General features: G+C 62.4%; 21 protein-coding genes and 1 pseudogene. 8 read left to right on the forward strand and 14 right to left on the reverse strand.

Annotated features, from left to right (window positions below; translation table 11 throughout):
- Positions 1-31: 31 nt before the first annotated feature.
- Positions 32-427: a MerC domain-containing protein gene (locus DDZ17_RS11565; RefSeq protein WP_116366969.1), complete on the forward strand. Its 396-nt coding sequence runs from the start codon at positions 32-34 to the stop codon at positions 425-427.
- 300 nt (positions 428-727) lie between these two features.
- On the opposite strand, the gene DDZ17_RS11570 is transcribed toward DDZ17_RS11565, so the two are convergent.
- From DDZ17_RS11570 to DDZ17_RS11590, 5 genes are all read right to left on the reverse strand, one after another.
- On the reverse strand, positions 728-2,086 hold the full coding sequence (locus tag DDZ17_RS11570; protein WP_116366971.1) for an ABC transporter permease: 1,359 nt from the start codon (positions 2,084-2,086) through the stop codon (positions 728-730).
- Positions 2,083-3,501 carry an ABC transporter permease gene (locus tag DDZ17_RS11575; RefSeq protein ID WP_116366973.1) on the reverse strand — a complete coding sequence of 473 codons (1,419 nt, stop codon included), beginning with the start codon at positions 3,499-3,501 and terminating at the stop codon, positions 2,083-2,085. Before DDZ17_RS11575 ends, DDZ17_RS11570 begins: the two co-directional genes overlap by 4 nt.
- Positions 3,498-4,274, reverse strand: coding sequence for an ABC transporter ATP-binding protein (locus tag DDZ17_RS11580; RefSeq protein ID WP_116366975.1), 777 nt, complete (start codon positions 4,272-4,274; stop codon positions 3,498-3,500). The genes DDZ17_RS11575 and DDZ17_RS11580 overlap by 4 nt, the downstream gene beginning before the upstream one ends.
- A 2-nt stretch (positions 4,275-4,276) precedes the next feature.
- Positions 4,277-6,430, reverse strand: a complete 2,154-nt coding sequence (locus tag DDZ17_RS11585; RefSeq protein WP_116366978.1) for a TonB-dependent siderophore receptor — start codon at positions 6,428-6,430, stop codon at positions 4,277-4,279.
- 132 nt (positions 6,431-6,562) lie between these two features.
- Positions 6,563-7,180 (reverse strand): DUF3299 domain-containing protein, encoded by a 618-nt coding sequence (locus DDZ17_RS11590; RefSeq protein ID WP_241505862.1) that lies wholly within the window; start codon positions 7,178-7,180, stop codon positions 6,563-6,565.
- 101 nt (positions 7,181-7,281) lie between these two features.
- Between DDZ17_RS11590 and DDZ17_RS11595 the strand changes: the two genes are divergently transcribed.
- Both DDZ17_RS11595 and DDZ17_RS11600 read left to right on the forward strand, forming a co-directional pair.
- On the forward strand, positions 7,282-7,950 hold the full coding sequence (locus tag DDZ17_RS11595) for an ABC transporter ATP-binding protein (RefSeq protein ID WP_116366982.1): 669 nt from the start codon (positions 7,282-7,284) through the stop codon (positions 7,948-7,950).
- Positions 7,950-9,200 (forward strand): ABC transporter permease, encoded by a 1,251-nt coding sequence (locus DDZ17_RS11600; RefSeq protein WP_116366984.1) that lies wholly within the window; start codon positions 7,950-7,952, stop codon positions 9,198-9,200. Before DDZ17_RS11595 ends, DDZ17_RS11600 begins: the two co-directional genes overlap by 1 nt.
- A 16-nt stretch (positions 9,201-9,216) precedes the next feature.
- Here the strand turns inward: DDZ17_RS11600 and DDZ17_RS22815 are convergent.
- From DDZ17_RS22815 to DDZ17_RS22415, 4 genes and pseudogenes are all read right to left on the reverse strand, one after another.
- Positions 9,217-9,489 (reverse strand): annotated as a pseudogene (locus tag DDZ17_RS22815) (DUF2149 domain-containing protein).
- Positions 9,490-9,663: 174 nt separating this feature from the next.
- The gene (locus DDZ17_RS11610) at positions 9,664-10,935 is read right to left on the reverse strand and encodes an ammonium transporter (RefSeq protein ID WP_116366986.1); all 1,272 of its coding nucleotides are present in this window, start codon (positions 10,933-10,935) and stop codon (positions 9,664-9,666) included.
- Between the two features lie 37 nt (positions 10,936-10,972).
- Positions 10,973-11,311 (reverse strand): P-II family nitrogen regulator, encoded by a 339-nt coding sequence (gene glnK, locus DDZ17_RS11615; RefSeq protein WP_116366988.1) that lies wholly within the window; start codon positions 11,309-11,311, stop codon positions 10,973-10,975.
- 64 nt (positions 11,312-11,375) lie between these two features.
- On the reverse strand, positions 11,376-12,104 hold the full coding sequence (locus DDZ17_RS22415; RefSeq protein WP_157976595.1) for a TorF family putative porin: 729 nt from the start codon (positions 12,102-12,104) through the stop codon (positions 11,376-11,378).
- Here DDZ17_RS22415 and DDZ17_RS22420 point away from each other — a divergent pair.
- The 3 genes from DDZ17_RS22420 (at position 12,097) to DDZ17_RS11630 (ending at position 14,223) form a co-directional block, all read left to right on the forward strand.
- Positions 12,097-12,351, forward strand: coding sequence for a hypothetical protein (locus DDZ17_RS22420; RefSeq protein ID WP_157976596.1), 255 nt, complete (start codon positions 12,097-12,099; stop codon positions 12,349-12,351). The two genes, DDZ17_RS22415 and DDZ17_RS22420, sit on opposite strands and share 8 nt — an antisense overlap.
- Positions 12,352-12,417: 66 nt before the next feature.
- Positions 12,418-12,681, forward strand: coding sequence for an accessory factor UbiK family protein (locus DDZ17_RS11625; RefSeq protein ID WP_116367269.1), 264 nt, complete (start codon positions 12,418-12,420; stop codon positions 12,679-12,681).
- A 54-nt stretch (positions 12,682-12,735) separates the two neighbouring features.
- Complete coding sequence (locus tag DDZ17_RS11630; protein ID WP_116366992.1) at positions 12,736-14,223, forward strand: YifB family Mg chelatase-like AAA ATPase; 1,488 nt, start codon at positions 12,736-12,738, stop codon at positions 14,221-14,223.
- Between the two features lie 10 nt (positions 14,224-14,233).
- Here the strand turns inward: DDZ17_RS11630 and DDZ17_RS11635 are convergent, their stop codons facing one another.
- From DDZ17_RS11635 to DDZ17_RS11655, 5 genes are all read right to left on the reverse strand, one after another.
- Positions 14,234-17,089: a S8 family peptidase gene (locus DDZ17_RS11635; RefSeq protein WP_157976597.1), complete on the reverse strand. Its 2,856-nt coding sequence runs from the start codon at positions 17,087-17,089 to the stop codon at positions 14,234-14,236.
- Positions 17,090-17,236: 147 nt separating this feature from the next.
- A complete protein-coding gene (paaN, locus tag DDZ17_RS11640; protein ID WP_116366996.1) occupies positions 17,237-18,907 on the reverse strand; it encodes a phenylacetic acid degradation protein PaaN in 1,671 nt (556 codons plus the stop codon).
- Between the two features lie 84 nt (positions 18,908-18,991).
- Entirely contained in the window at positions 18,992-19,939 is a 948-nt protein-coding gene (locus tag DDZ17_RS11645) for a winged helix-turn-helix transcriptional regulator (RefSeq protein ID WP_116366999.1), read from the reverse strand.
- An 87-nt stretch (positions 19,940-20,026) separates the two neighbouring features.
- Positions 20,027-22,348 carry a TonB-dependent receptor gene (locus tag DDZ17_RS11650; RefSeq protein WP_116367001.1) on the reverse strand — a complete coding sequence of 774 codons (2,322 nt, stop codon included), beginning with the start codon at positions 22,346-22,348 and terminating at the stop codon, positions 20,027-20,029.
- A gap of 86 nt (positions 22,349-22,434) precedes the next feature.
- Positions 22,435-23,958: a carotenoid oxygenase family protein gene (locus DDZ17_RS11655; protein ID WP_116367003.1), complete on the reverse strand. Its 1,524-nt coding sequence runs from the start codon at positions 23,956-23,958 to the stop codon at positions 22,435-22,437.
- Between the two features lie 149 nt (positions 23,959-24,107).
- Here DDZ17_RS11655 and DDZ17_RS11660 point away from each other — a divergent pair, with 149 nt between their 5' ends.
- Both DDZ17_RS11660 and DDZ17_RS11665 read left to right on the forward strand, forming a co-directional pair.
- The gene (locus DDZ17_RS11660) at positions 24,108-24,905 is read left to right on the forward strand and encodes a DUF1295 domain-containing protein (protein WP_116367005.1); all 798 of its coding nucleotides are present in this window, start codon (positions 24,108-24,110) and stop codon (positions 24,903-24,905) included.
- A gap of 47 nt (positions 24,906-24,952) precedes the next feature.
- Positions 24,953-25,882: an NAD(P)H-dependent flavin oxidoreductase gene (locus tag DDZ17_RS11665; RefSeq protein WP_116367007.1), complete on the forward strand. Its 930-nt coding sequence runs from the start codon at positions 24,953-24,955 to the stop codon at positions 25,880-25,882.
- Position 25,883 lies beyond the last annotated feature (1 nt).

Below are 25,883 nucleotides of genomic sequence, written 5' to 3' on the forward strand. Positions count from 1 at the left end.
ATGACATGGAGACAAAGTGATACCCCTTTCAATGAACATCGACAGGGCGGCCATCGGCCTGTCCCTGGCCTGCGCCATCCACTGCCTGCTGCTCCCCCTTGCGGTGGTCATGCTGCCCGCCCTTGCTGGCACAGCCTTCGGCGACGAACGTTTTCATCAATGGATGCTACTGGTTGTCATCCCCACCAGCGCCTTCGCCTTGACCATGGGATGCCGGCGCCACCGGAATTTTGGGGTGCTGATACCGGCCCTAGCGGGGCTCGCCTTGCTCACCCTGGCGGTGCTTTTTGGTCATGACCTGCTGGGAGACGATGGCGAGAAGATCGCCTCTCTGACAGGCGCTTTATTGATTGCGATCAGTCACCTACGAAACCACACGCTGTGCAGACGTTCACAGTGTGATGATTGTGACACCCGCAACGAATAGCGAGATGCCATGCACAAGCAAAGGCATTGTTCCAGGATAACGGCAATGTCCAAATTGAAGGCCGTCCCCTCCAGTGTCATCACCGGATTTCTGGATATCGGGGCACGGGCAAGCAGTTTTAACCACCTTGTTCGAAACCCCCGAACTCCCCTGCGCCCTGGAAACCCTGGAGACGCCTTTCTGGACTGGGCATTACCCACTGCTCTCCCCTCGGCCCGGCTCTGGCTCACGAATATCCGAGCAAGAACCGCAAGGGAAACGGGTAAACGCTGCAACATAGCGCCTTATCGAGTATACGACCTACTGCACACCCGACACGCGGGCAATGCCTCGCGCGCCAAGATACGCCAGCAGTGCAGCCACAAGCATCAGCATTAGCAGTGATACAACTGCCAGGGAATCGCTCTGTACGCGCGGGGCGTAGCGTGGGATCTGGTTGAAATCAGCCCGCGTAAAGGGGCGGTCGTTGAACAGGTAAGGATAGTAGAAGTGCCGCAGTTTTTCGTGGAAGCCAGCAATACTGTCCTGGTAGGCAAACTGCCCCAGCTGATCGGTATCGGCGAGGCGGTGAACTATAGTCATGGCACCCACCCCCGGCAGAACATAGCCAAGGCGGCGAGTCCAATCCTCGCGGGCGATGAGGCTGGTGCGATAGGCGACGACGTCTTCCGCAACGGCCTCATCACCGACCTGGTGCATGGCGTAGTACCACTTCCAGTGGAAGCGACCTTCAAACTGCCCCTTCTCGCGCCACTGGGGATGGCTGGAGAAAAAGCGCTCGAAGGTCTCGCTTTTGGGGATATCCCAGCCGGCGTGAACCGCCTCACGCTGCGCCAGCGTCAGATCGATGCCTTTGCCCGCTGGAATGGCACGAGCAATCACCGCATTACCCAGAGTCGGCAGGATGAGCGTCAACACAATCCAGCAACCGGTCATAGCCGCAGCGGCGGTGGTCGATGCGCGCAACAGGCTGCCTAGCAGCAGCGCCAGGCCAAACCAGAAGGCACAGTACAAGGCAGCGGTCAGCAGCATTGCAGCCGTGCCCGTCATCGGTGCCGCCGCCAAACAGGCACCCACAATCAGTGGCAGGCCGAGGGCAATCACCACCAGCAGGTAGCGCAGAATTACCCGGCGACGCCACACCCCACCGCCCGGCAGGGACAGCAACAGCCGCAGTCGGCCCGCTTCGCGCTCCCCTGTCACGAGGTCATGGGCGAGCGCAATGATCACCAGCGGCGTCAGGTAAACAAGTACAAAGGCCCAGTCGAAAACCCCGGGCAGGGCAAGTTCTGGGTTATAGATTTCTGCGTCATAGAGCTGCTGCTGCAGGCCAAGCGCACGAACCCTTAGTACATAGGGCTGCAGGTCGCGCAGACCCATCGCGGCAAAGGCCAGCGCGGGCGGCGGATCCTGGGTGAGCATGAAGGCATAGTAGCCCGCATAGCCTGGATCGCCCCGAGGGCCCGCCTGAGCCTGCTCGACCGCGGCGAGATCCTCCTCCTGTGCCTGTGCGACCCGTTCAATCACCTCTTGCTGGCCACTCACCTGCACGCTTCCCGACCAGACGGCCGCCACCGACAGCGCCACTAACAACAACAGCGCGACCAGGTTACGCCCGGATTTCAGCAGCAACAGGGCTTCTGCATGGACTGGGGTCATTTGGCAATCCTCTCTAAACGTTGCGCGGCAAACGCCGCAATGGTCAGGAGCCCGCCGATCCAGCCCACCAACACAACAAATGGCCACAGAATGTCTTCCTGGCGCCGCAGGGGATCCAACGCCTGATAGTCGAAGCGTGGAATGTCCTGCCAGTAGGTCGCCGAGATCCGTGGGTCTTCGCCGCTGATACCGGGCAACAGCTCGGCCTGCATGCGATTCAATTGCTGCACGAAGCGGTAGCGAAAGTCCTCCGCCTGTTGCAGGAAGTCGCTGTGCGCGCCGGCATCGCTGCCCGCCAGTGTCATCGATAATTGGCGAATCGCCAGCAGCGGGCTGAGTGCGGAAAAGGCATGGACAAATCGATTCTGGGCCGACTCCCGCGCTGCGCTGCGGCTGGCGGCCTCCGCATAGATCGCACTGGTCAAACGCTCACCCTCGATGCCGACGAGCCCGGCGTACTGGACGGGAAGCTCCTCAATTGACTCGACCCCGTACTCAGCCAGCACTTTCTCCCGGAACTCATTGAAGTAGGGATCCTCCGGGTCGTGGCTATCGCCGATCGCCGCCAGTTCGCGATGCAGGACAATCTCAGTTTCAATCTTGGTATCCAGGCTGATGCGCGCCGCCGCCACTTCCGGCAACACGCGCGGCAGCAGGATGACCACCACCATCCACAACCCCACCAGCACAGCCAGCGCGTCCCGCGGGCGCTGCACCAGGGCCGAGGCCGAAACGCTCAGCAACACCCACAACAACAGCCAGGCGCTATAGCCACCGAGCATCAGCAATGTCTCCGGCCACGCTGCGGCGCCAGCCAGGGCAAAGCCGAGCAGGACAATAAAGGCTGGCAAGCCCACGGCAAGGGCGATAGCAGCGTGGCCCAGAAGCTTGCCAAGCAGCAGCTCACGGCCGTTGATCCCGTGCGCCAGCATCAATCGCAAGGTCCCGCGCTCCCGCTCTCGCGCCACACTGGCAAAGCCGAGAAAGATAAGTAACAGCGGTGCCAGCGTCTGCAGCACGAAGGCCGGAGTCAACTGGCCGAAGCGCAGCAGCAGCGAGGACTGGCGGGCCTCAGCAAAGTTGGCGCTGTTCTGGCGGTGTCCCTCCAGGAAAATGATATTGCCGGTGAAGCTGTCCACACCGGAATCGAAGAAGGCCAGCGGTGCAATCGGCCGGAAAACAAACTGGCCGTAGTGCACCATACGGTGCGGGTGCCGGTCGGGCTGTTGATCAAAGGCGTGGTCAACCGTCGCCTGGTAGTGCGCGCGATCAGCCTCGATACTGCTATGCCGCTCCAGGCTGGTAAAGCTAGCCACCAACACCAGAAGAACCAGCAGCGCGGTTGCCACCAGGCCCGCCCGGTTGCGCAGCAGGGCCCGCCATTCCTCGCGGGCAATCAATGTGGCCCCTGTCATGCCGCAGCACCCGGGTGGGTATAACGGTCGTGCAGGGCGTTGAGATCAAAGCGTACGCTCTGTGCACTCGCCTGCTGCTCTTCTTCGATGCGCCCTTCCGCCAGAAAGCCGATGCGATCCGCAATATCCACGGCGCTGACCAGATCGTGGGTCACCATCAACACCGCAACCTTTCGCTCCCTTGCAGTATCCAGCAACTGGTTGAATTCCAGCACTGCACGCGGATCAAGGCCCGATGTCGGTTCGTCCAGCAGCAATACCGGGACATCGCGTGCCAATGCCAGGGCAATGGCCGTCTTCTGGCGCATGCCCTTAGAAAAGCCAGCTAGCGGCTTGTCCCAGGCGTCCGCGGCCAGGCCTACCGCCTGCAGGGCGGGCTCGATCCGGTCGGTGCTCTGGTCAGTGCGCCGGTCGGTGCCCTGCCCGGCGTCGGCCAGCGCCAGGAAATAGCTGATGTTTTCCCGCGCCGTAAGGTGCTCGTACAGGGAGACGTTCTCGGGCACATAGGCGAGTTGGGCTCGCGCCCTGCGCGGTTCTGTGACGGGATCGATGCCACATACGCGCACCGAGCCTGCACTGGGAGCAATAAATCCCAGCAACGCGGCGAGTGTAGTGGACTTGCCCGCCCCATTGCCCCCGAGCAGCGCGTAGATCTCCCCGCTGTGAACATCCAGGTTCAGGCCGTGCAGTACCGCCTTCTCTTCATAACGGTGCTGCAGGTTCTCAATCGCAATCGCCGGCCCTGGTGCGCTGTGTTGCTGTTTGTCAGACATTGTCAGAATCCTACCTTGATACCAATAGTGGTGGTGCGCGGCGCTCCCGGCTGCACCCATAGCTGGGAATAACTGTTGGCGTACCAGTCCTCGTCGAACAGGTTGGTAATACTGCCGTTCATCGTAATGTGATCCGTCAGCTTTACCTCGCCAAAGATGCGGACCAGGGTGTGGTCCGGCAGGGTAAAATCGGTGCCCGTTGCACCCAGCCGCTCTCCAACATACTGAACGCCGGCACCGGCCATTATCTCCCGCTGCCACAGCCGGAAGCGCTTTAGGGCCTGCGCATTCAACTGGTGATCTGGGATGTTGATCAGTGGATCGCCGGGCTCGATCACAAAAGAAAAATTTGGGTCGAGGACACTCGAACGGGACTGCGCATCAACGTAAGCGTAACTCAGCAGCACCTCGATACCGCCGGGAAGCTGACCATTGAGGTCAAACTCCAGGCCCTGGCTGCGCGCCTTGCCGATAGTGACGGAAAAACCGGGATTGTTGATATCGCTGGCGAGGACATTGCCCTTCTCCAACTGAAACACGGTAAATGTGCCGCTCAGATTGCCATCGACGAATGCAAACTTCGCGCCCGCCTCGATGGATTCGCTGTCCTCGGGGTCGAAAATCACACCACTTACATCGGTTCCGATATTGGCGCGGAAGCCCTCGCTGTAGGCGGCATAGAGGGTAAGAGCATCGTTCAGATCAAACACGATGCCGGCCTGCGGGCTGATACGGTCATCGTCGCGCTCGCTGACGATATCGGTGAGATAGTTCTCTGTGCGCAGGGTGAAATCGTCATAACGCGCCCCGAGGCGTATCTGCAGGCGCTCGGTCAGCTCGATCTGGTCCTGGATGAAGACACCCATCGACTCCTGTACGTCCAGACGGTCATTGTTGGGCAGCGGCGTCGGCAGGGAGAAGCGGCCGTACTCCGGATCGAAGATATCAATAACGTAGGCTTCTTCCTCGCTGGGATGACTGGCCACGGAGGATGGGCGTACGCGACGGAAGTCCTGATAGTTTTCAAACTCATCGTGATCAGCGCCAACGAGGAGTCGATGCCGCACCGCTGCGGTGTGGAACTCTCCACTCAGCTCGCCCCGGTACACCGACTGCTTTGAATCGTAGAGCCGCGAGCGGCGCTGCCGCGACAGCGACTCGCCATCGATAAAAATCGGCTGGCGCGACGTTGCCAGTTCCGGATCCGACGAGAAGCCGGTCAGCAGCGTGTCGCGAACACTGGCGCCCAGCAGCAGGCTCCACTGCTCGTTGAAATCATGCTGCAGGCGCAATTGGTGGCCTTCCGCCTCGGCCACATGATCGCCGTCGCCGGGCTCGCCGAGAAAGCGCTCGCGCGGAACCGTATCGAAATCATCGTTCAATACGACGATACCGCGGTCAAAGGGCACCTCGACCCGGGTCTTTTCCAGGCCATAAGTCAGACGGGTACGCTCCCCCACGGCCAGGCCGATGGACGGTAGAAAACCCCAGCGGTACTCCTCGATTATATCGCGGAAGCTCTCAGCCTCCTCGATATAGCCAATCAGCCGCGCGGTCAGGAAATCGGTGAAGGCGAGGTTGAGGTCGGCGTCGCCGCGCTGCCGGTCAAAACTACCACCCTGCACGCCGACTGTACCGAAGGTCTCGCCCAGCCGCCCCTGCTTGGTAACCAGGTTGATCGTTCCACCAGGCTCGCCGCGGCCCAGCAGCGCTGCCGACGGACCTTTCAACACCTCGACTCGCTCGATACCGGCGACGTCGCGCTCCCCACCGAAACCGCGCCCGCCGTTGAAACCGTTGACGAGATAGCCGGTCGGTATGTTCTCGTCACCGGCGAAACCGCGAATGGCAAAGGAATCCCACAAGCCACCGAGCGTATTCTGCCGGGCGACCGATGCGTCCAGGTCAAGTGCATCATTGAGGCGGATAATGCCGTTTTGTTCCAGCGTACCGGCTTCGATCACGTCAATGGACTGGGGTATCTCGGTCAGCGCGAAATTACCGCGGTAGGCCTGCCTGACGCCGACCACCACAACCTCTTCGGGCCCCATAGGCGGGCCTGCGATGGCGTCAACAGTCTGGGATTGGGCGGGCATCCAGGCCATCGCCAGGGCTATCGACGTCGCAAGAGCGGCGAGATGGGTCAAAGTGCTCATGGGTCTACCAGGAAGATTCAGGAAAGCGTGAAGAACGAGGAAGCAAGGGTCTTTTCCATTGTCATACTTTGCAGGCAAGCCCTACATTTAAATGAAATGATATATTATATCTTTTAATGAAAGCAACCCTCCCTACTCTTCTATATAGACTTCGATTTGCTCTACACGAATGCTGTATGCCGCGATCGCGGTGTCATTCTCGACCAACGAGGTGCTCAGCACCCCTAGCAACCAGTACGGCTGATACAGCGAATCCAGGACGATACCCCTGTCGTATTCGGCATAGACAATCTGGTTCGGCGGTGGTGGCGGCATATGAATACAGGCGCCAAAGTAGGGAACCAGAAAGAACTTAGTGATCCCCCGCTGATCTTGGCCAAATTCCAGCGGGACGATAAATCCCGGCAACCGTATGGCCTGGCCGTCAAACTCAGGAACCACTCTCGCCGATACCAGCGCCTGCTGGTAGCGACTGTCACTGGCCTGATCCATGGCCAGTTGCATCTGGCTGGCTATCTGGTCCTCAACGGAACCGTCAACAATGTCACCCAGCGATTCCGGTGGATTGAGCAACGCATCGAGATCGTCCTGCGGTATCAGGTCGATCCATTCGATGGTGCGAAACGCTTTGTCAATGGGCTGCGCGCCGCCTTCCTCGGCTGGCAATGGCAGGGGAGTAAGGAAAATCAGCGTTGCCACGACCATAGCGCAGGCTGCGCGGATGCAAGGGCTTAAAACAGAAACAAGCAAAGTACCCTCCGGGGAACGCATGCACTTGACGCAAGGCGACACAAAAATGATATGTTATATCATAATAGATTGCTACCACTCAGCGTCGTCAGGAGTAAACCTTGATCGCCTCCATCAACAACCTCCGCTTCCACTACGCTGGTACCGATGAGCCATTGCTTGACATCCCGCGCTGGTCGCTTGCCGGCGGTGAACAGATCTTCCTGCATGGCCACTCAGGCACCGGCAAATCCACCCTGCTGAACCTGCTCGCCGGCATGCTGCTCCCCGACACCGGGACGATCGACATCCTCGGCAAGCGAATCAGTACACTGAGTGCGAGGCAAAGGGACAAATGGCGCGCACGCCATATCGGCGTTGTGTTCCAGCAGTTCAACCTGATCCCCTACCTCAGCCCCATCGACAACATTCGCCTGGCATCGCACTTCGGCGGTAAGGCGGATGCCACCGCACGCGCACAACAATTGCTCGGGTCGCTGGGCATTCAAACCGTACTGTTTCAGCGGCCGGCTGCCCAACTCAGTATCGGGCAACAGCAACGGGTGGCGATCGCCAGAGCACTGATCAACCGCCCGGAACTGCTGCTGGCGGACGAACCGACTTCGGCACTGGACAGGACAAACCGCGACGCCTTTCTGTCACTGCTACTGGAACAGGTCGCGCACAATCACACAGCACTGATTTTTGTGAGTCACGACCTCAACCTGGCAAAACGTTTTTCCCGGGTTGAAGCGCTGGCGGACCTCAATCACGCCGGCGGGAGACACTGATGTTCTTCCGCCTAACGTTAGCGAGCCTCTGGAATCGTCGCGGCTCCGCCGTGCTCACCCTGCTGGCCGTCACGGTCAGCGTCTTTGTACTGCTGGGCGTTGAGCAGATTCGCCATCAAGCCAGGGCCAGCTTTGGCAATACGGTATCCGGCATCGACCTGATCGTCGGCGCCCGCACCGGCGACATCAACCTCCTGCTCTACTCGGTGTTTCGCCTGGGCAACGCCACCAACAATATCAACTGGCAAAGCTACCGGGAGATCGCCGACGACCCGGGTGTCGCCTGGACTATTCCGATATCCCTGGGCGACTCCCACAGGGGCTATCGGGTGATGGGCACCACTGGCGACTATTTCACCCATTTTCACTACGGGCAGGACAGGCCCCTGCAACTTGCCAAGGGAGCGCCGTTCTCTGACCGATTCGACGTGGTGCTTGGCAGTGAGGTGGCGCACTCTCTCGGCTACCAACTAAAGGACAAACTGGTACTGGCCCACGGTCTCGGCAGCACCAGCTTCAGCCAGCACGCCGATACCCCCTTTCAGGTCACCGGCATTCTGGCACCCACCGGCACGCCAGTGGACCAGACACTGCATGTCAGCCTGCAAGGTATCGAAGCCATGCATATCGGCTGGCGCGATGGCGTCAAGCTCCCAGGCGCTTCTCACCGTCTGAACGAGAACACCCGGCAGGAACTAACCCCTGAGAGCATCACCGCTTTTATGGTGGGACTGACATCAAAGCTGAATACCTTCCGCTTGCAGCGCCAGATCAACACCTACCGCGCTGAGCCGCTACTGGCCATTCTTCCCGGCGTCACCCTGGCGGAGCTCTGGCAGATGACGGCCATCATGGAAAATGCCCTGCGGCTGACCTCCGCCCTGGTGCTGCTCGCTTCGCTACTGGGGCTCGCGGCCATGCTGTTGGCATCACTGCGCGAGCGTCAACGGGAAGTCGCCGTGCTGCGCGCCATTGGCGCATCGCCGTGGTTCCTGCTCGCCCTGATCGAGGCCGAAGCCCTGATCATCACCGTGGGTGGCTCGCTGCTGGCACTGGCCTTGCTGTCCCTGTGCACGACCCTGTCCGCCGACGGGCTGGCGGCACAGATCAGTCTGTTCATCGAAAGCGCCGCCATCACCCGCACCGCCCCGCCCTATCTGCTGGCCATCGTTGCGGGCGCGATGGCCATCGCCCTAGTACCGGGCATTCGTATTTACCGCAGTGCCCTAGCCCAGCAGTTAACTTACTGAAGCCAAAGGGCGACTGTCATTCGTCCGGCAGGTAGACGATCTCCCCCGATTCCAACTGGTAGGCCGTGCCGATTTTCTTGCCATTACCCTGGCCGGCAAGGCGTCCTTCGGCCCGGTAGCGGCGGATTTCCTTGCCCTGTTTCGCGACAATTTCCATATTGTCCTATCCCCGGCTTGTCACGATGGTGAATTCTTCCGGGAACAGCAGTTCGCCGATGCTCAGGTAGTTCACCATGGTGACCATCAGAGCCACGGAAAACACCATGGCGATATCGAACAGGCTGGTCAGCGAGGACCATCGTTCCCCTTACCGGGCCGATAGCGGACTTGCACCGCCAAGTCATCCGTCCACCACCACGTGTACCGGAACAGCGCTAGTCACGGCGCTACGCGCCATGCCTGGCGCACAAAAAAGGGGGCCCAGAGGGCCCCCAAACACGCATCCGAAAATGCGCCCGCAAGCTTATTTGGCGGAGACAAACTCCGGGTAGGCCTCAAGGCCACACTCGGACAGGTCCACACCTTCGTACTCTTCCTCTTCACTGACGCGCAGGCCGATGATGAGTTTGATGACGTACCAGACGATCAGGCTGGTGACGAAGACCCAGGCGAAGATCACCAGCGCGCCCACCAGCTGACCCATGAAGGTCGCGTCGGCGTCGGACAGCAGCACGGCGAAGATACCCCACAGGCCGACCACACCGTGGACGGAGATGGCACCGACCGGGTCGTCGATTTTCAGCTTGTCCAGCATCACGATACTGAACACCACAATCACACCGCCGATGGCGCCGATGATGGTGGCCAGCAGGGGCGAGGGGTCGGCCGGCTCGGCGGTGATGGCCACCAGGCCCGCCAGGGCGCCGTTCAGGGCCATGGTGAGGTCGGCCTTGCCGAACATGATGCGCGCCAGCAGCAGGGCGGCAATCAAACCACCGGCAGCGGCGGCGTTGGTATTCAGGAACACGTTGGCGACTTCGTTGGCCACCGCGATACCGCCCAGCTTGAGGGTGGAGCCGCCGTTAAAGCCGAACCAGCCCATCCACAGGATGAAGGTACCCAGCGTGGCCAGCGGCATGTTGGCGCCGGGAATGGCGTTGACACTGCCGTCGGCGCGGTACTTGCCTTTACGCGCACCCAGCAGCAGCACACCTGCCAGCGCCGCGGCGGCACCCGCCAGGTGAACAATGCCGGAGCCGGCGTAGTCGCTGTAGCTGAGAGCGCCGATGAAAGGCACTTCTTTGCCGCCCCAGGTCCAGCCACCCTCGATGGGGTAGATGAAGCCGGTCATCACCACGGCGAAGGCCATGAAAGCCCACAGTTTCATGCGCTCGGCCACGGCACCGGACACGATGGACATGGCGGTGGCAACAAACACCACCTGGAAGAAGAAGTCAGAGGCACCGGAGTACACCGAATCGCCACCAAAGCCCGCCTCGGCAGAATCCGCCAGCACTTGGGCAACGGCCGCGTCGTCCATTTGCGCCACGGTGGTTACACCGGACAGGAAGAAGCCACCGTCGTACATGAAGTGGTAACCGCAGATCAGGTACATGGTGCAGGCCACTGAGAACAGGGCCACGTTCTTGGTCAGGATTTCGGTGGTGTTCTTGGCGCGCACCAGGCCCGCCTCAAGCATGGCGAAGCCCGCCGCCATCCACATCACCAGCGCGCCGCACACCAGGAAATAAAAGGTGTCCATTGCGTACTGCAATTCGTAAATATTGTTTTCCATGGGATAAAAGTCTCTCTGTGTGATCCTGGGCGCTTTATTAGATGGCGTCTTCGCCGGTCTCGCCGGTACGAATACGAATCACCTGTTCCAGATCGGACACAAAGACCTTGCCGTCGCCGATCTTGCCGGTGTTCGCCGCCTTGGTGATGGCGTCGATGGTCTGGTCGACCACGCCGTCAGCCACTGCAACCTCGATTTTTACTTTGGGCAGGAAATCGACCACATATTCCGCACCCCTGTAGAGCTCTGTGTGGCCCTTCTGGCGCCCGAAGCCCTTGACCTCGGTGACCGTGATGCCCTGCACCCCGATCTCGGACAGTGCCTCGCGCACGTCGTCCAGTTTGAATGGCTTTACGATAGCCGTGATTAATTTCATGGAACTCTCCCGGTGTTAGGTGGGCGCCCGCGCGGGCGCCGGTTGCTGCGTTACACGCCCCTGCTTACATGCTCTTGGAAATGGAGAACACCAGATCGGGCTCAACCAGGTCGTCCAGATCAAAGTACTCATCGCCGTCCAGGTCGGTGCCGATGTAGGCCAGGGTCCAGTCCACCGCCCAGTAGGAGGCGGTCAGGCCAACGGAATAATCCACAAAGCCGTCCTTGTCGGTGGACAGGTAGCCACCGCCGTCTTCCACGTCGTTGTAGCCAACGTGCAGGTCCAGGGAGAGGTTGTCACCCAGGCCCAGGCTGTAGTCGGCGTAGTAGTAGTAGAACTCGCCGGTCTCGGCGTAGTAGTCATCCGAGTAGGCCGCCCCCAGCGTCACATCCCAGAACGACACGCTGCCGTAGATTTCCTGGTAATCCCCTTCCAGGCCATCGTCACCGGGGTAGTCGTAGTACAGATAACCCACATCAACGCCCACACCGCTTTCGGTCTCCATGCTCCAGCCCGCGTAGTAGTCCAGCTCCAGCGAGCCGTCCACGCCCTCCCCTTCGGCGGTCAGGAAGTCCACGGTGGAACCCCAGGTGCCCACATAAAAGCCGGGGCCAAAGGACAGATCGAAGCCGCCCTGTACGGCAATGTCGTCGTTGGACTGGGAAATACCGCGGAAGCGGTAATCGCTGGTCAGCGCGACGTTACCGCTGATTTCTACCTCGGCCATCGCGCCGGCGGCACCGGTCAGAAGCACAGCGGCCGTCGTTGCGGTGAGCAGTTTTTTGTTGAGCATCGTTCGTTCTCCTTGTAATGAATCCCCTGGCCGCCTTTGTTTACGGGGTAACTTGCTGCGTGCGGCTTCGGAGACGTTGTCAAACCTGCGCTGCGGAAATTGCACGGCATGTGCCAGAATGTATTTTTTTCTTACAAAACAAGCGGATATCGGCAAAACACAGGCAATTACCGATAGCGGCCTGCGCGACAGCACCGGCATTGCGCACACTAATGGTGCGCCGCTCGCAAACGGTGCACCCAAATGACCTGTGCCCCGGGAGCGTTTTCCACTAGACTCCCGCCAACCCCACGGCAAAGCACAGGTACAGCACATGGCGCTCAAACCGCCCCCCATCGGCGATGTCATCCAGCAAGTGAATGACCTAGTGGGCTCCAGCGGGCTGAAGGACGACGTGGACCGCGGCGTGCGCACCCTGGCCCAGGCCGCCATGAAGCGCCTGGATGTGGTGAGCCGGGAAGAATTCGACGCCCAGGCCGCCGTGCTGCAGCGCACCCGCGCTCGCCTCGCCGCCCTGGAGGCGGAACTGGAAGCCCTCACCCGGGACGTGGAAACACTGGAAAAAGGCCCTCAGTAGGGCCAAAAGCACAGCACATGGCGCGGCGTGGCCGTGCCGGCTCAGGGAAGAGCAATGGAACTGTCGGTGGTGTACAGCCGGGCGTCTGCCGGCATGGATGCGCCGCTGGTGCAGGTGGAAACCCACCTCGCCAATGGCCTGCCCGCTTTTCATATCGTCGGTTTGCCGGCCACCGCTGTGCGCGAGAGCAAGGACCGCGTGCGCAGCGCCCTGCTGAACTCCCACTTCCAGTTTCCCGACCGGCGCATCACCGTCAACCTCGCCCCGGCGGACCTGCCCAAGGAGGGCGGCCGCTTTGATCTGGCCATTGCCCTGGGCATCCTTGCCGCATCGGGGCAGCTGCCAGCGGACAAACTCCCGCAGTATGAATTTTTGAGCGAACTGGCCCTGGACGGGCGCTTGCGCGGCTCACCAGCAGTGATCACCGCCACCCAGTGCTGCACCAAAGCGGGGCGCAGCCTGGTGACCGCACCCACCTGCGGCCCCGCGGCAGCCGCGGTTCCGCACAGTGAGGTGATTGTCGCCGACGACCTGCTCACCCTCTGCGCCCACCTGGCGGGCCGCGCTACACTCACCCCCTGCCAGGGGCTCACCCCGGCCACAGAGAGCAGCAATCACCCAGACCTGGCGGATGTCATCGGCCAACCCCTGGCCTGCCGGGTACTGGAAGTCGCCGCCAGTGGCGGCCACCATCTGTTGCTGAGCGGCCCGCCCGGCACGGGTAAAACCCTGCTGGCCAGCCGCCTGCCCGGCATTCTGCCGCCCATGGATGGCGCCCAGGCCATCACTCACGCCGCCCTGCAGGATCTGAGCGGGGACGCCGCCACACTGTGCTACCGGCGGCCTTTCCGCCAGCCCCACCACAGCGCCAGTGCCGCCGCCCTGGTGGGTGGTGGCGGCCGCCCCATGCCGGGGGAAATCTCCCTTGCCCACGGTGGCGTGCTGTTTCTGGATGAATTGCCCGAATTCAACCGCCAGGTGCTGGAAACCCTGCGCGAGCCGCTGGAAAGCGGCGAAATCACCCTGTCCCGGGCCCGCCACCGGCTTACCTACCCCGCGCGCTTCCAGCTGGTGGCCGCCATGAACCCCTGCCCCTGCGGCTACCTGGGTGACCGGGATCACCACTGCCGCTGCACCCCCGACCAGGTACAGCGCTACCGCCAGCGCATCTCCGGCCCCCTGCTGGATCGCATCGACCTGCAACTGGAAGTGCAGCGCATCAGCGCCGGTGACCTGCTAAAGGGCGGTGTGCGGGGAGAGCCCTCCAGCGTGGTGCGCGAGCGCGTCAGCGCCTGTCAGCAACGCCAGCGCGAGCGACAGGGCTGCACCAACGACGCCCTACACAGCCAGGCCCTGATGGATGCCTGCCAACTGGATCGGCAAGGGGAACAGTTGCTGACCACCGCCGCCGACAACCTGCACCTGTCCATGCGCGCCGTACACCGCCTGCTGCGGGTGGCCCGCACCCTGGCCGACATGCAAGGGTGCGACAAGGTGGCCCAGCCCCACCTGGCGGAAGCACTGGCCTACCGGCGGCTGTAGGGCAAACCGGCTAGCGCTGTGTATTGGTGGCTCGCTGCTGCAGACTTCGGAAGCGGGCGTCTGCGTCCTGCGCTGGCGATTCCTGTCGACGCAATGCTGGGAACGGCGTGACTGCGCCAGGGGTGGCGGCAGCCTCACTACGAATACCGGGGCTGAAGCTGGCGCTGATGGCCAGGTTGCGCCGGTTTCGGTCGAGAACAATGGCGTCGGTATCGAACAGGGTTCGGTAGGCACCGCATGCCTCCCCGGCGTCGCAGATGAACTGGTCATTATCCATATCTGAACCAACCACCAGTTGGTACCTGCCTTCCAGAACCCGCCGGAAGTTGAATGCATAGCGACCATTCGCGGGTTCCAGTATTTGCTGGTCAACCGTCTCACCTTCGCTATCCACCAGCAACAGATACAACACCCCGGTGCTGGTCGCCGAAGCCTCAACCGAGTCGACGGTCGCCATCAACCGCAAGGTTTCACTTCCGGCGGTGCTGTCGATACGCAGGGTGCTCTCATAGACGCCGGGACTAAGGGTGCCCGCTCGCACACTCAACTGATACTGGCCAAGACCCTTGTCATCCGTTGCCAGCGGATGCACAGCAAGCCAGGGCGCCGGGCTCTGAATGGTTTTGACGCGCAGCGTGCCGCCGCCGCTGTTGCCGATGGTGATCAGGCTGGAGCCGACGCCTAAAGCCACATCCCTAGGAAACACCTGGAGCACCGGTACCGCAACGTCGGGTGCGCTTCCCGCAGCACGGGCCGTGCGCACCGCCTGCGCCGCATCGAGCAGACCATGGCCGTACTGGGCATCCCAACCCGGCGGGCCCAAGTCAGTAGTGAGGCGCCCCTGACTCAGCCACTGATCCACCTGAGCGGGGGTCAATGATGGGCGCACGGCTTTCATCAACGCGATAACGCCGGCAACGTGGGGACTGGCCATGGACGTGCCCTGTTGTGAGCTAATGCCGTAATTCACCCCGAACAGCGTATCGCTGCCCACGGTGCTAATCACACCATCGGTATTGCCGTCGCCATCCCGGTCGACCCCCATGTCGCCCCCGGGCGCTACCATATCGAGGGTTGTACCAAAATTGGAGTAAGGTGCCCGGACTCCGCTAAGATCCACCGCGCCGACAGAGATCACCCCCGGGTAGGCAGCGGGGAAACTGGGTTGACTGCTGTTGTCATTACCAGACGCGGCCACCACAATAACGCCTCGCTGGCGCGCCCTGGCGATGGCGTTGCGCATGGCTTCAGAGCTTCCTGCGCCACCCAGGCTGAGGTTAATGACATCGGCCCGCCTGGCGGGAACGGTTCCTGAGTCGTTTTCAAGTCCGGCTGCGTAGCGCACTCCCTGAACAATATCGTACAAAGTGCCACCGCCCTCGCCGAGCACGCGTATCGGCATCACCCGAGTATGCCACCCGACGCCCGCCACACCGCGGCCATTGTTGGTAATGGCGCCCACGGTGCCACTGACATGGGACCCGTGGTAGCTGCTCTGCCCTGCCACACCTTCATCGCCCGGGTCGTTGGCGTCGGGGTCGATCCCGTCACCATCACCCGACCGATAGGGGTCACGGATAAAGTCATAGCCATCGACAAATTTACCACTCAGGTCCGGATGCCTGCGCAACACGCCGGTATCGACCACCGCGACAATGACATCGCGACTACCACGGGTAACTTCCCATGCATCAGGAAGGTTGATCTGGCGATAGTGCCACTGCAGAGGATAGTACTGGTCATTGGGCACAGCCGTGGCATGGAAGCGGTAGTTCGGCTCGGCAAACTCAACATCAGCCCGGTGATTCAGCGCTTTCACCTGCAACAACGTGCGCCATTTTTGCTCCAGCTCCGTGGTAAGAAAATTGCCTGTCTTACCGGGGGCGGGGGTTGAACTTGTGATACTCGCTGCAGACAGGTTCGAGAGCGATTCAAGCTTCAGGGGCTCTGTGCGAGCAGCCGTTGCCGAAGCGGCCGCCTGGCCACGCGCCACCTTCGGCGGCCGGTACTGCACCACCGCTGTATCGGCTTCAAAATCAGCCGATGCCGTTAAACCACCACCGAGTGCCGAAGGCAACTGCCCAATGGACAATGTATAGTTGGATGCGCCCGAATAGGCACTCACATTCACCACGTAGCGCCCGCTGCGTGTCACTGCAAGCGATTCATGAAAGCTTGTATTGATCGAAAAATCGATGATCCGCCCGGCAGGATCGAATAGATAGAGATCCAGGTCTCCCTGCTCGGGATCCGCCACATTCAGGGCGATGACCTGGCCGGCCAGCAAGTCCACCGAATAGAAATCTTCGCTATCGCCGAAATCCGTGGATGGCCCGGGTTCGCCCTCGCCAATGACATTGGCGTAGCCCCCGATGGTGGCGGGATTGGACACTGGCTGAGCCTGGAAAGGCGTATCGTTAGGGGTATAGGTGGCATTGACGTCGTTGACATCACTGTCTGTCCGGGATTGCGCAGCAACAGCCACAGAGCCAGCCAATGCGTAATACCGCGCTGGCTCAAACACCGGCTCCAAATGGAACACCTGGTTCGACCGCAGCACTGCCATCAGGTCGGCATTGCCAACAAACCCCGTCGTGTTCAGTACACAGGCACCCACGCTGCCACCGCAGAAATAGCCATTGTCCCGCCGCCAACCGCGAAAGACGTAGCCACTCTCCTCTATCGCCAGAAATCGCTCATTGAAGTTGGTGTCGCGCACATCCAACTCACACACGGCTCCAGCATTGCACTGGTAGCGGCCAGACGCGGATTCGACCCGCCCACCTTCAGGCACTTCAATGCGGACTTTGCAGCCACCCAATACAGACAGCACGACGCTGACAATCAACCACTGACGAACTAGCAAAACCCCAGCCTCCCTGCAGGATATTATCGACGCTTTTGAGCGCCTCTGATCCTAGCATCCGGCCGGGTCAACAGCTATACGCCGATAAGCCAGCTAGGCGCGGGCCGATACCCACTGGCAGCGCAAGCGGCGCAAGGGGAAAGAGCGCTATGCGGCCATGCGCTTGCTCTGCACGATCCGAAAACGCGCGGTGACAAAGGCCAGGTCGGCCAGGCAGGCATTACCCGCCGGGTTGAGGCCGGTTACGTGAAAGTCGGAATAGGCCGCGGCGAAGTTGATCGGCATGCCATGCAGGTTCACCGCCACCGATGCGCCGGCGGCGTGGTAGGCCTCTACGGCGGCATCGATGAAGGCCTCGTCGGTGGAGTACACGTGGGAGGTAATGGCGCCGCATTCGCGGGCATTGCTGGTGGCATCGTCCAGGCAGCCCTGGGCGCTGTGGTTGGCCACGATAAAGGACACCGGCCCGAACACTTCCTGGCGGTACAGGTCGCGGTCGGCCTCGGTGGCGGCAATGATCAGCGGCGACGCGGTGCGTGCAGCGGGGAACTCGGCATACGCCAGCGGCGCCGAGTCGCGCAGCAGGCGCTCGCCGGCCAATTCGCGGTAGCGCTGCACGTTGTCCAGCACGGCATCATCGAACAGGGTGCCGCAGAGCGTCGCCGCCCGGCGCGGCTCTGCCAACCAGCCGTCCACGGCCTCGCAGATTGCCGCCTGCACCTGCGCGACCGGTACTTTTTTGCCAGCCACCCGCACGCCGTCTGCAGGAAGGTGGATATTCTGCACGCTGGTACACATCTGCGCCGATGCCTGGCACAGGGACTGGGCAATGGCCCGGGCGGTGGCGGCGAGGTCATCGGTGGATTCCAGCACCACCGAGTTGCAGCCGGCGGTTTCGGTATACACCTGCTTGCCGGGGCAATTCTGCTCCAGGTAGGCGCCAAAACGCGGGCTGCCGGTAAAGTCGACAATGGCGGTGTCCGGGTGCTCCACCAGTTGCAGGGCAATGGGCGCCTCGCGGGTATCAGCCGCCAGCGTTACCAGGTTGGGATCGAACCCCGCCTCGGCCAGCACCTCGCGGCACACCCTGGCCACCATGGCCACCGGCAGGGTGGCGGCCGGGTGGGGCTTGAGGATGACGGGGTTGCCCGTGGCCAGCGAGGCGCACAGGGCCGGGTAGGTATTCCACAGGGGGAAGGTGGCGCAGCAGATCACCACCGATACACCACGGGGCAGCAGGCGGTACTGCTTGTCGAGGCAGGCGGCACCGTCGCCGCCAAAGCTGCGCTCCCAGCGCGCGGTGGCCGGCACGTCGGCCATGGCCTTGTGGGCATAGGCCAGTGCTTCCAGCCCGCGGTCCAGGGCATTGGCGCCACTGCCGGCAAAGGCCATCACGTAGGACTGGCCGGAGGTGTGCATGGTGGCGTGGGCATTGGCAAACAGCTGCTCGCCGCAACGCTGCAGAATCTCCAGGCACACGCCCACGCGCTGCTCAGGGGTTGTTGCACCCCATTGCGGCCGCGCCGCGGCAATGGCGGCGAACAGCGGGGCCGGGTCTGGCCGTGGGTAGCGCACCCCCAGCGGCTCGCCGGTGTAGGGAGAGACCTCTTCACCCACCCGCGCGACTTCGCCGGGCTGGGTCAGTGGAAAGTCCGCCTGCAGCATGGCCTCGAAGGCCGCCTGGCCGGCGGCGGGCTTTTCTTCGCCGTGAATCTTGGTGCTGGGGCTTTCCGGCCAGCCACTCCAGGAATAGCGCCTGGCGCAGGCGTCGAGGGCTTTATCCAGCAGGGGGCGGTGTTTTGAGAACCAGTCAGTCATGTGTGAGGCACGTGTCTACCAAGGGGGGAAAGCACGATGCCACAGATAAGTCTTTTTATGCAAGTATTTGGTTTTACAGGGTGTTTAACCGCCAGCCGCTGAGGACGGGCTCATGCCCTGAATGGTGAAATCCACCTCGTGCGCCCGCACTTCCTCGCCACACTGGTCACAGACCACCTGGCCTGTCAACGGGCGTTCACAGGTGGTGTGGGTCAGCGCCATCGGGTGCCCTGCACCACTGGAGTCACACCAGCGATCCCCCCACTGCAGTAGGGTGAGAAACCAGGGGAAGAGATCCCACCCCTTGTCGGTAAGGTGGTATTCGTGGCGCAGGGGCCGCTGCTGGTAGGGCCGCTGTTCGAAGATGCCCTGCTCCACCAGAAAGCGCATGCGGTCCGACAGGATGTTGGTGGCCACCGGCAGCTCCCGGTGGAACTCATCGAAACGATGCAAGCCATGCAAAGCTAGTGCGATGACATTTGCGGTCCAGCGGTCGCCCACCAGGTTCACCAGGTTGCGATAGACGTGCCGCTCACTGGGCACCGCATCTGCCGACAGGGACGAGCGACGCCGTACTTTCTTATCGCGCACGTCACGTGTTGCACCGGGACCGGGCTGGTAGCGCACTGCGCGGCCATCCACCGCCTGGTGGCAGTGGCTGCAATCCATGCGCGGCACAAAGGCTTTGCCGCAGTTGCGGTGCACCAGCCTTACCGCCTGGATGTCCGGGGTATCGTAGTAGCGATCCTCCCACACCACGGCCATCAGGGCGTTGTGGTAGAGGTCCACCGACTTGCGCGTCAGGTGATAAGTGGGGTGGCGCGCGCCGCCACGGCGCCGCAGGCAATCGTGATCCTGCAGCCACTTGAGCCGGTCCGACAGCACACCGCGGGAAATACCGGTCTCCTGCAGGATGCCACCGAAGGAGTGAATCCCCCAGAATACTTCCTGCAGAATCAGCAGGCACCACTTGTCGCCAATCTGGTCCAGCGCCCGGTTGATGGAACTGGCACGTGTTGTTAATTCAGTCATACAGCCGCCTGGCAATCGCAAGCGGCTATTGTGCCCAATGCCGGCGGGGAATTCATACCGGCACTGGGCAGGTGCATCACTGGGAGCTCAGAAGCTCTTGGTGACGGTCAGCCCATAGGTACGCGGGGCCATGTAGAACTCCGATGTCACGCCAGTGGGGTCGACGATCAGGTTCGACAGCACCAGCTCGTCGGTGAGGTTTTTACCCCACACGTCAACCGTCAGGCTGGTATCGGCACTGGCCCAGCTCACGCTGGCATCCAGCAGACCCTCGGCCGGCTGGGCTTCCCGCTCACGGTTCTGCGGCCCCAGAAAGTATTCGTCCTTCCAGCTGTAGGTGGCGCCGAAGTCCACCGTGCTGCCGCCGCTCAGCGGCCAGCGGTAGTTGGCGCTTACCGTGTAGGCCTGCTCGGGCGCGTAGGCCAGGTTGTTGCCGGAAAGATCGTTACCGTTGGAGTTGACGAATTCATCGTAAGTGGCATCGTTCCAGCTGTAGCTGGCGCTCAGGGTGAGGTTTTCAGTGGGCACGATATCGAAGGAGGCTTCCACCCCTTCCGATGCCGCCTGGGCGTTAAGCAGGGTCAGCAGGAACAGGCTGTTCAGCTCGAATACCTGCAGGTCTTCGTAGTCCATGTCGAAGTAGGACAGGTTGAACTGCAGGCGGTTGTCCCACCAGTTCGACTTCATGCCCACCTCGCGGTTGGTGACAAACTCCGGGTCCACCGGCTGGGCGGCCACCGAGGGCAGGTTGGTCTGGGACTGGAAGGCCCCGCTCTTGTAGCCTTCTGAATAGGTGGCGTAGAGCATCATGCCATCCCAGGGGTGCCAGGCCACCGACAGCTTCTGGGTGACCTTGGACCAGGAATCGCTGGCCGACACCGGCGCTGCGAATTCCGGCAGGATCAGCGGGACGCCCGAAGGCGTGGTGCCCAGCAGGTCGATGGCATTCTGGGTAATGTCCTTCTCGTCCTCCGCCCAGCGCAGGCCGTAGGTCAGGGTCAGCTGCTCGGTAATATGCCAGTCGGCCTGACCGTAGGCCGCCATGCTCTTGGTGGTATTGTCCTGGGTAAAGAGCACATCCCCGGTGCCGGCCAGGCCGAGCCCCTGCAGCAGGGTGCTGTACTGGGTGTAGAACTCCTCTTCGCGCTCGACGTCCTCTTCCATGTAGAAGGCGCCCAGCAGCCAGTTGAAACGATCGGTGCTGCCGGCCAGGCGGAACTCCTGAGACCACTGGGACGCCTCTTCCTCGGCGGCGTCAATCACGTTCTCCGGCCCGGTGAAGGAGCCGGGAGGCAGGGGCACCCCCGGGGGCGAGGGCGCGTCCAGGTCAATCAGCGGCAGGCCGGTGAGGTCGTCCAGGCTGTTGTAGTCGCTGAAGCGCCAGGCGGTGATGGAGGTCAGGGTGGCCACGTCCATGTCGTACTCAAGGCGCGCCATCAGGCCGCCGGTTTCGCGCTCCTGGGTGGTATCGAACTGCGACGCGCAGTTGCGCACATCGGACCGGTAGCGATCAGACATGGCGCCCTCCCAGAAGGGGCCGAGCCCGGCGATGGCCTTGTCCAGGTTGCCCACATGGCGGCAACTGCCGTTGGTTTCGTTGTCGGCGTAGTCGGCGCCCAGCAGCAATTCCGCGTTGTCGCCGATATCGAACAGCAACTGGCCGCGCGCGCTCCAGTTCTCCAGGCTGCCCATGTCGTCACCGGCGTTGGCGGCACCGATGCTGCCACCGATCAGTTTGCTCGCCGAGAAATCCCCCATGCTGGCAATCTCGTCGGCGGTGATGACGTTCTTGCCAAAGCCGTCGCGCTCACGCCAGGAAAATACCAGCTTGCCGGCGGTGCCGTCGCTCAGCGGCCCGGAAGCCAGCCCCTGCAGGTGCAACAGCCCATCGCTGCCGACCGAGCCGCGCAGGCGCAGCTCCCCCTCCTCGGAGGGCCGGCTGGTCACGATATTAACCGCGCCGCCGTTAGTGTTCTTGCCATACAGGGTGCCCTGGGGGCCGCGCAGGATTTCGATGCGCTCCAGGTCGAACAGGTCAAAACCGATGCCGCCGGTACGGCCGATGTACACCTCGTCGATGAACACGCCCACCGCCGGGTCCGACGCTGCGGAATCGGAGCTGTTGCCGATACCGCGGATGTAAATACGCGGCTCGCCCACGTTGAACTGGTTGAAGGTGAGCCCGGGGGTGCGATAGGCGATGTCGTTCAGCCCCTCGATTTTGCCCACCTCGACATTACCGCCATCGACCGCCGCCACCGACAGCGGCACGTCCTGGATACTCTGGCTGCGCTTCTCGGCGGTGACGATCACCTCTTCGAGCTGGGGTTGGGCGTAGGCAGCCTGCTGCACGGCCAGCGCCAGTGGGAGCAGTGCTGTTGCGGGTGCACGGAACAGGGTTTTTTTCATGGGAGCCTCTGAATGAACATTATGGTTTATGGGTCGGGGCTGCGTGTTGCGGGTACGGCTTTAAGCCGGCGGGCCGGAGCGCATGCTCAGGCCGCCGGGTACAGATCTTCTCCTCGGGCCCAGGTGGCGTGAAACCCGTAGGGCACGCGCTGCGGCATGCGCACCCGGGCGATGGGGCCGGCCTCGATGTCAGTGGCGTCAAACACCAGGCAGTGGGACTGCCAGTTCTTGCTATCGGTCACCAGGGTAATCACATAGCCGTCATCTTCCGGGTCCTGGGCGGTGGCACCGCGGCGCGGGGCGTACACGGCTTCGCTGCCAAACACACCGGCACCGTAGTCCCACTGCCAGCGGCGGCCGCTGTCGTTGTCGTACTTCACCAGGCCGGTAAAGCGCAGGGTGTAGCCGCCTTCGTGGTGCAGGGGAATATGCTGGTGGTAGGCGTAGCGGCCCTTGATGCCCATGTACAGCGGGTTGGTCTTGTTGAATTCGGTGTTCAGGTCGTCCAGGTCACCCTCGCGTACTTCGCCGGTGCGCAGGTTGAAGGCCCAGCGGTAGTTGTTGGCCTCCAGGCGCATGTAGGCCAGCATGGAGGCCAGTTCGCCCTCGCCGGGCTGGGCGGCGGGCATGGGGTTGGTGGAGCGGCAGCCGTCCATGATCAGCCAGTCGCCCTCTTCCCAGCAGTTGCTGGTGTGCAGGATGTAGCCCGGCTCGCACTCGAACCAGCGCACCTCGCTGCCAGCGCCGTGGCGGGGGATGACCCCGAAGCGGATGGGCAGGTCACGGTGAAAGGTCAGCACCCGGTAGCCGTGGCGGCGCAGCACGTCCATGTCGTGAAAAAAGGGCAGGTCGTGCAGCACGGTGTAATTGCGGCTGACCCCAATGTCATGGGGCAGGCGCGGCCCGGGCAGGTCGATGGCCACTTCGTGCAGCAGCCGGCCGCGAGCGTCGGCCACGCCGTAGGTCATGTAGGGCGGCTCGTTGCCATAATCAAAAAACAGCAGCTCGCCGGTGTGCGGGTCAACCTTGGAGTGGGCCGACATACGCCGCTTGTCGCGCCCCTGCAGCTCAAAGTAGCCGCGGGTGCCCAGATCGTGGGCGTCCACCCGGTAGGGGTGGCCGGCGTTGTACCACAGACTCATCAGGGAGCCATCGTAAAGAAAGATGTCGGTGTTGGAGGTGTCCTTGATGCCAAAGGGCGACAGCTCGTAGTCAAAGGGCCCCATCACCCCCGGGGAGATGGAGCGGCCATCGCGCAGTTCACTGTTGCGCGCCAGGGTATCGACATAGCGGTTGTGGTAGCGCGCCCGGCCCTGGTGAAAATAAACCCCGTGAATCATGCCGTCGCCATCGAAGGGGTGGTAGCGGTTCTTGGGCTCGAATCGCGGGTTGGGGCCATTGCGGAAGTAAGCGCCGCAGAGGTCGGCGGGCAACTCGCCCTCCACCGGCAGGTCACCCACGTCCATCTCCGTATTGACCGGTGCGTAAACGCCGTGCAGGTAGGGGTTGTCGTGGGCGTAAATCCACGGCTGGGTGTTCTCGAATTCGGCAACGCCGCCAATGCACTGCTCGACAGACGGGTATTCGGTGACTCGGCTCAGGGGCTGCATGGCTGTCTCCCTCGGGGTTTCGGGTGGGCGACCCGCTCGCGCCGGGCCGCAGGACCAGTGTCCTCTTTTTCAACACTTGCTTGCGTAACAAGACTAAAGCTTATAGTCTATTTACAAAAGTGACAAGCATAATAATTTGCGGAGCCCCGATGGATTACCCCGGACTGTTTCTCGCCACCGCCGCCCTGGCACTGGGGGCGGTGCTGCTGCTGTGGCTGCTGAGCATCCCCCTGCGCGATGTGAGCATTATCGACATGGCCTTTGCCGGCATTCTGGCGGGCATCGCGGTGCTGGCCTATGTACTGGCCGACACTATCGCCCCGCTGCAGCTGATGCTGCTGGGCATGGTGCTGGCCTGGGCGCTGCGTATGAGCGCCCACCTTTTGCGGCGCAACTGGGGCCACGGCGAAGACCCGCGCTACGCCCGGCTGCGCACCTGGGTCGATAACGACCGCGCCTTTATCTGGCTCAGCCTGCGCCAGGTGTTTCTGCTGCAGGGCGTGGTGATCTGGCTGGTGGCCCTGCCGCTGCAGGTGGGCATGCTGGCGCCGGCGGATACCACCCCCGGCGCCCTGGCCTGGGCCGGGCTGGCCCTGTGGGCGACGGGCCTGGCCTTTGAAACCGTGGCCGACTGGCAATTGACACAGTTTCGCGCCGACCCCTCGCGGCGCGGCACCGTGCTCGACACCGGCCTGTGGCGCTATTCCCGCCACCCCAACTACTTCGGTGAGCTCTGCGTGTGGTGGGGCATCTTCCTGGTGGCCTGCCAGGCACCCTGGGGCTTTGCCACCATCATCGGCCCCCTGGCCTACAGCCACCTGGTGGTCAACGTTACCGGCCAGCGCACCCTCGACAAGAAAATGGCCCGGGAAAAACCGGCCTACCGGCAATACATGGCCGTCACCAGCGGACTCATTCCCCTGCCCCCGCGCCGGCCCGGCGCCTGACCCTGATTTTGACCCTGATCCTGCCCCTGACCACACGGAATACAGCAATGCCGACACGTTCTGATTTTTCGCTCTCCCGCCTGCGCCTGCCGGCCTTTCAGGCGCCGATGTTCCTGCAGTCGGGGCCCGACATGGTGATCGCCGCCTGCAAGGCCGGCATGGTGGGCAGCTTTCCGTCCCTCAACGCCCGCACCACCGAACAGCTGGAGCAATGGCTGCAGCGCATCACCAGCGAACTGGACCCTGCCACCGATGCGCCCTGGGCCATCAACCTGATGATGCACCGCTCCAACGAGCGCCGCGACGAAGACCTGGCGCTGGCGGTGAAGTACCGCGCGCCGATCATGATCTCCGCCCTCGGCAGCCCCCGGGACGCGGTGGAGGCCATCCACAGCTACGGCGGGCAGATCTACGCCGATGTGATCAACGTGACCTTTGCCCGCAAGGCCATTGCCGCCGGTGTCGATGGCCTGGTGCTGGTGGCGGCCGGCGCCGGTGGCCACACCGGGCAGCTGTCTGGCTTTGCTTTTGTCGAAGAGGTGCGCCGCTTCTGGGATGGCCCCATCGTGCTCGGCGGCGGTATTTCATCAGGTCGCGCCATCCGCGCGGCAGAAGTGCTCGGGGCCACCTACGCTTACCTGGGCACCCGGTTTATCGCCACCGAAGAGAGCATGGCGGTGGACGAATACAAACAGATGCTGGTGGCCGCCAGTGGCGAGGACATCATCTGCTCCGACGCCCTCACCGGGGTGAAGGCCAACTGGCTGCGCGGCAGCCTGGAAAAAGCCGGCTACAACCCGGATGACATGCCAGCCGCGGGCGCCATCGACATCACCCGCTCCGCCGGCGACGCCAAGCGCTGGCGGGACGTGTGGGCCGCCGGCCAAGGTGCCGGCGCCATCGACGAAGTGCTCAGCGTGGCGACACTGGTGGACCGCCTGGTCGCCGAATACCGTTCTGCCTGCGAGGGCCCCTGAC

It is taken from the genome of Parahaliea mediterranea, from assembly GCF_003402235.1.
Lineage (GTDB): Bacteria > Pseudomonadota > Gammaproteobacteria > Pseudomonadales > Halieaceae > Parahaliea > Parahaliea mediterranea.

What these genes read in the sequence shown, in the direction of transcription:
- DDZ17_RS11610 (WP_116366986.1), bottom strand. Translation starts at nt 10,935, where the DNA reads ATGGAAAACAATATTTACGAATTGCAGTACGCAATGGACACCTTTTAT.
- glnK (WP_116366988.1), bottom strand. Translation starts at nt 11,311, where the DNA reads ATGAAATTAATCACGGCTATCGTAAAGCCATTCAAACTGGACGACGTG.
- DDZ17_RS11655 (WP_116367003.1), bottom strand. Translation starts at nt 23,958, where the DNA reads ATGCAGCCCCTGAGCCGAGTCACCGAATACCCGTCTGTCGAGCAGTGC.
- DDZ17_RS11630 (WP_116366992.1), top strand. Translation starts at nt 12,736, where the DNA reads ATGGAACTGTCGGTGGTGTACAGCCGGGCGTCTGCCGGCATGGATGCG.
- DDZ17_RS11625 (WP_116367269.1), top strand. Translation starts at nt 12,418, where the DNA reads ATGGCGCTCAAACCGCCCCCCATCGGCGATGTCATCCAGCAAGTGAAT.
- DDZ17_RS11660 (WP_116367005.1), top strand. Translation starts at nt 24,108, where the DNA reads ATGGATTACCCCGGACTGTTTCTCGCCACCGCCGCCCTGGCACTGGGG.
- DDZ17_RS11665 (WP_116367007.1), top strand. Translation starts at nt 24,953, where the DNA reads ATGCCGACACGTTCTGATTTTTCGCTCTCCCGCCTGCGCCTGCCGGCC.
- DDZ17_RS11650 (WP_116367001.1), bottom strand. Translation starts at nt 22,348, where the DNA reads ATGAAAAAAACCCTGTTCCGTGCACCCGCAACAGCACTGCTCCCACTG.
- DDZ17_RS11570 (WP_116366971.1), bottom strand. Translation starts at nt 2,086, where the DNA reads ATGACCCCAGTCCATGCAGAAGCCCTGTTGCTGCTGAAATCCGGGCGT.
- DDZ17_RS11585 (WP_116366978.1), bottom strand. Translation starts at nt 6,430, where the DNA reads ATGAGCACTTTGACCCATCTCGCCGCTCTTGCGACGTCGATAGCCCTG.
- DDZ17_RS11565 (WP_116366969.1), top strand. Translation starts at nt 32, where the DNA reads ATGAACATCGACAGGGCGGCCATCGGCCTGTCCCTGGCCTGCGCCATC.
- DDZ17_RS22415 (WP_157976595.1), bottom strand. Translation starts at nt 12,104, where the DNA reads ATGCTCAACAAAAAACTGCTCACCGCAACGACGGCCGCTGTGCTTCTG.
- DDZ17_RS11580 (WP_116366975.1), bottom strand. Translation starts at nt 4,274, where the DNA reads ATGTCTGACAAACAGCAACACAGCGCACCAGGGCCGGCGATTGCGATT.
- DDZ17_RS11645 (WP_116366999.1), bottom strand. Translation starts at nt 19,939, where the DNA reads ATGACTGAATTAACAACACGTGCCAGTTCCATCAACCGGGCGCTGGAC.
- paaN (WP_116366996.1), bottom strand. Translation starts at nt 18,907, where the DNA reads ATGACTGACTGGTTCTCAAAACACCGCCCCCTGCTGGATAAAGCCCTC.
- DDZ17_RS11600 (WP_116366984.1), top strand. Translation starts at nt 7,950, where the DNA reads ATGTTCTTCCGCCTAACGTTAGCGAGCCTCTGGAATCGTCGCGGCTCC.
- DDZ17_RS11575 (WP_116366973.1), bottom strand. Translation starts at nt 3,501, where the DNA reads ATGACAGGGGCCACATTGATTGCCCGCGAGGAATGGCGGGCCCTGCTG.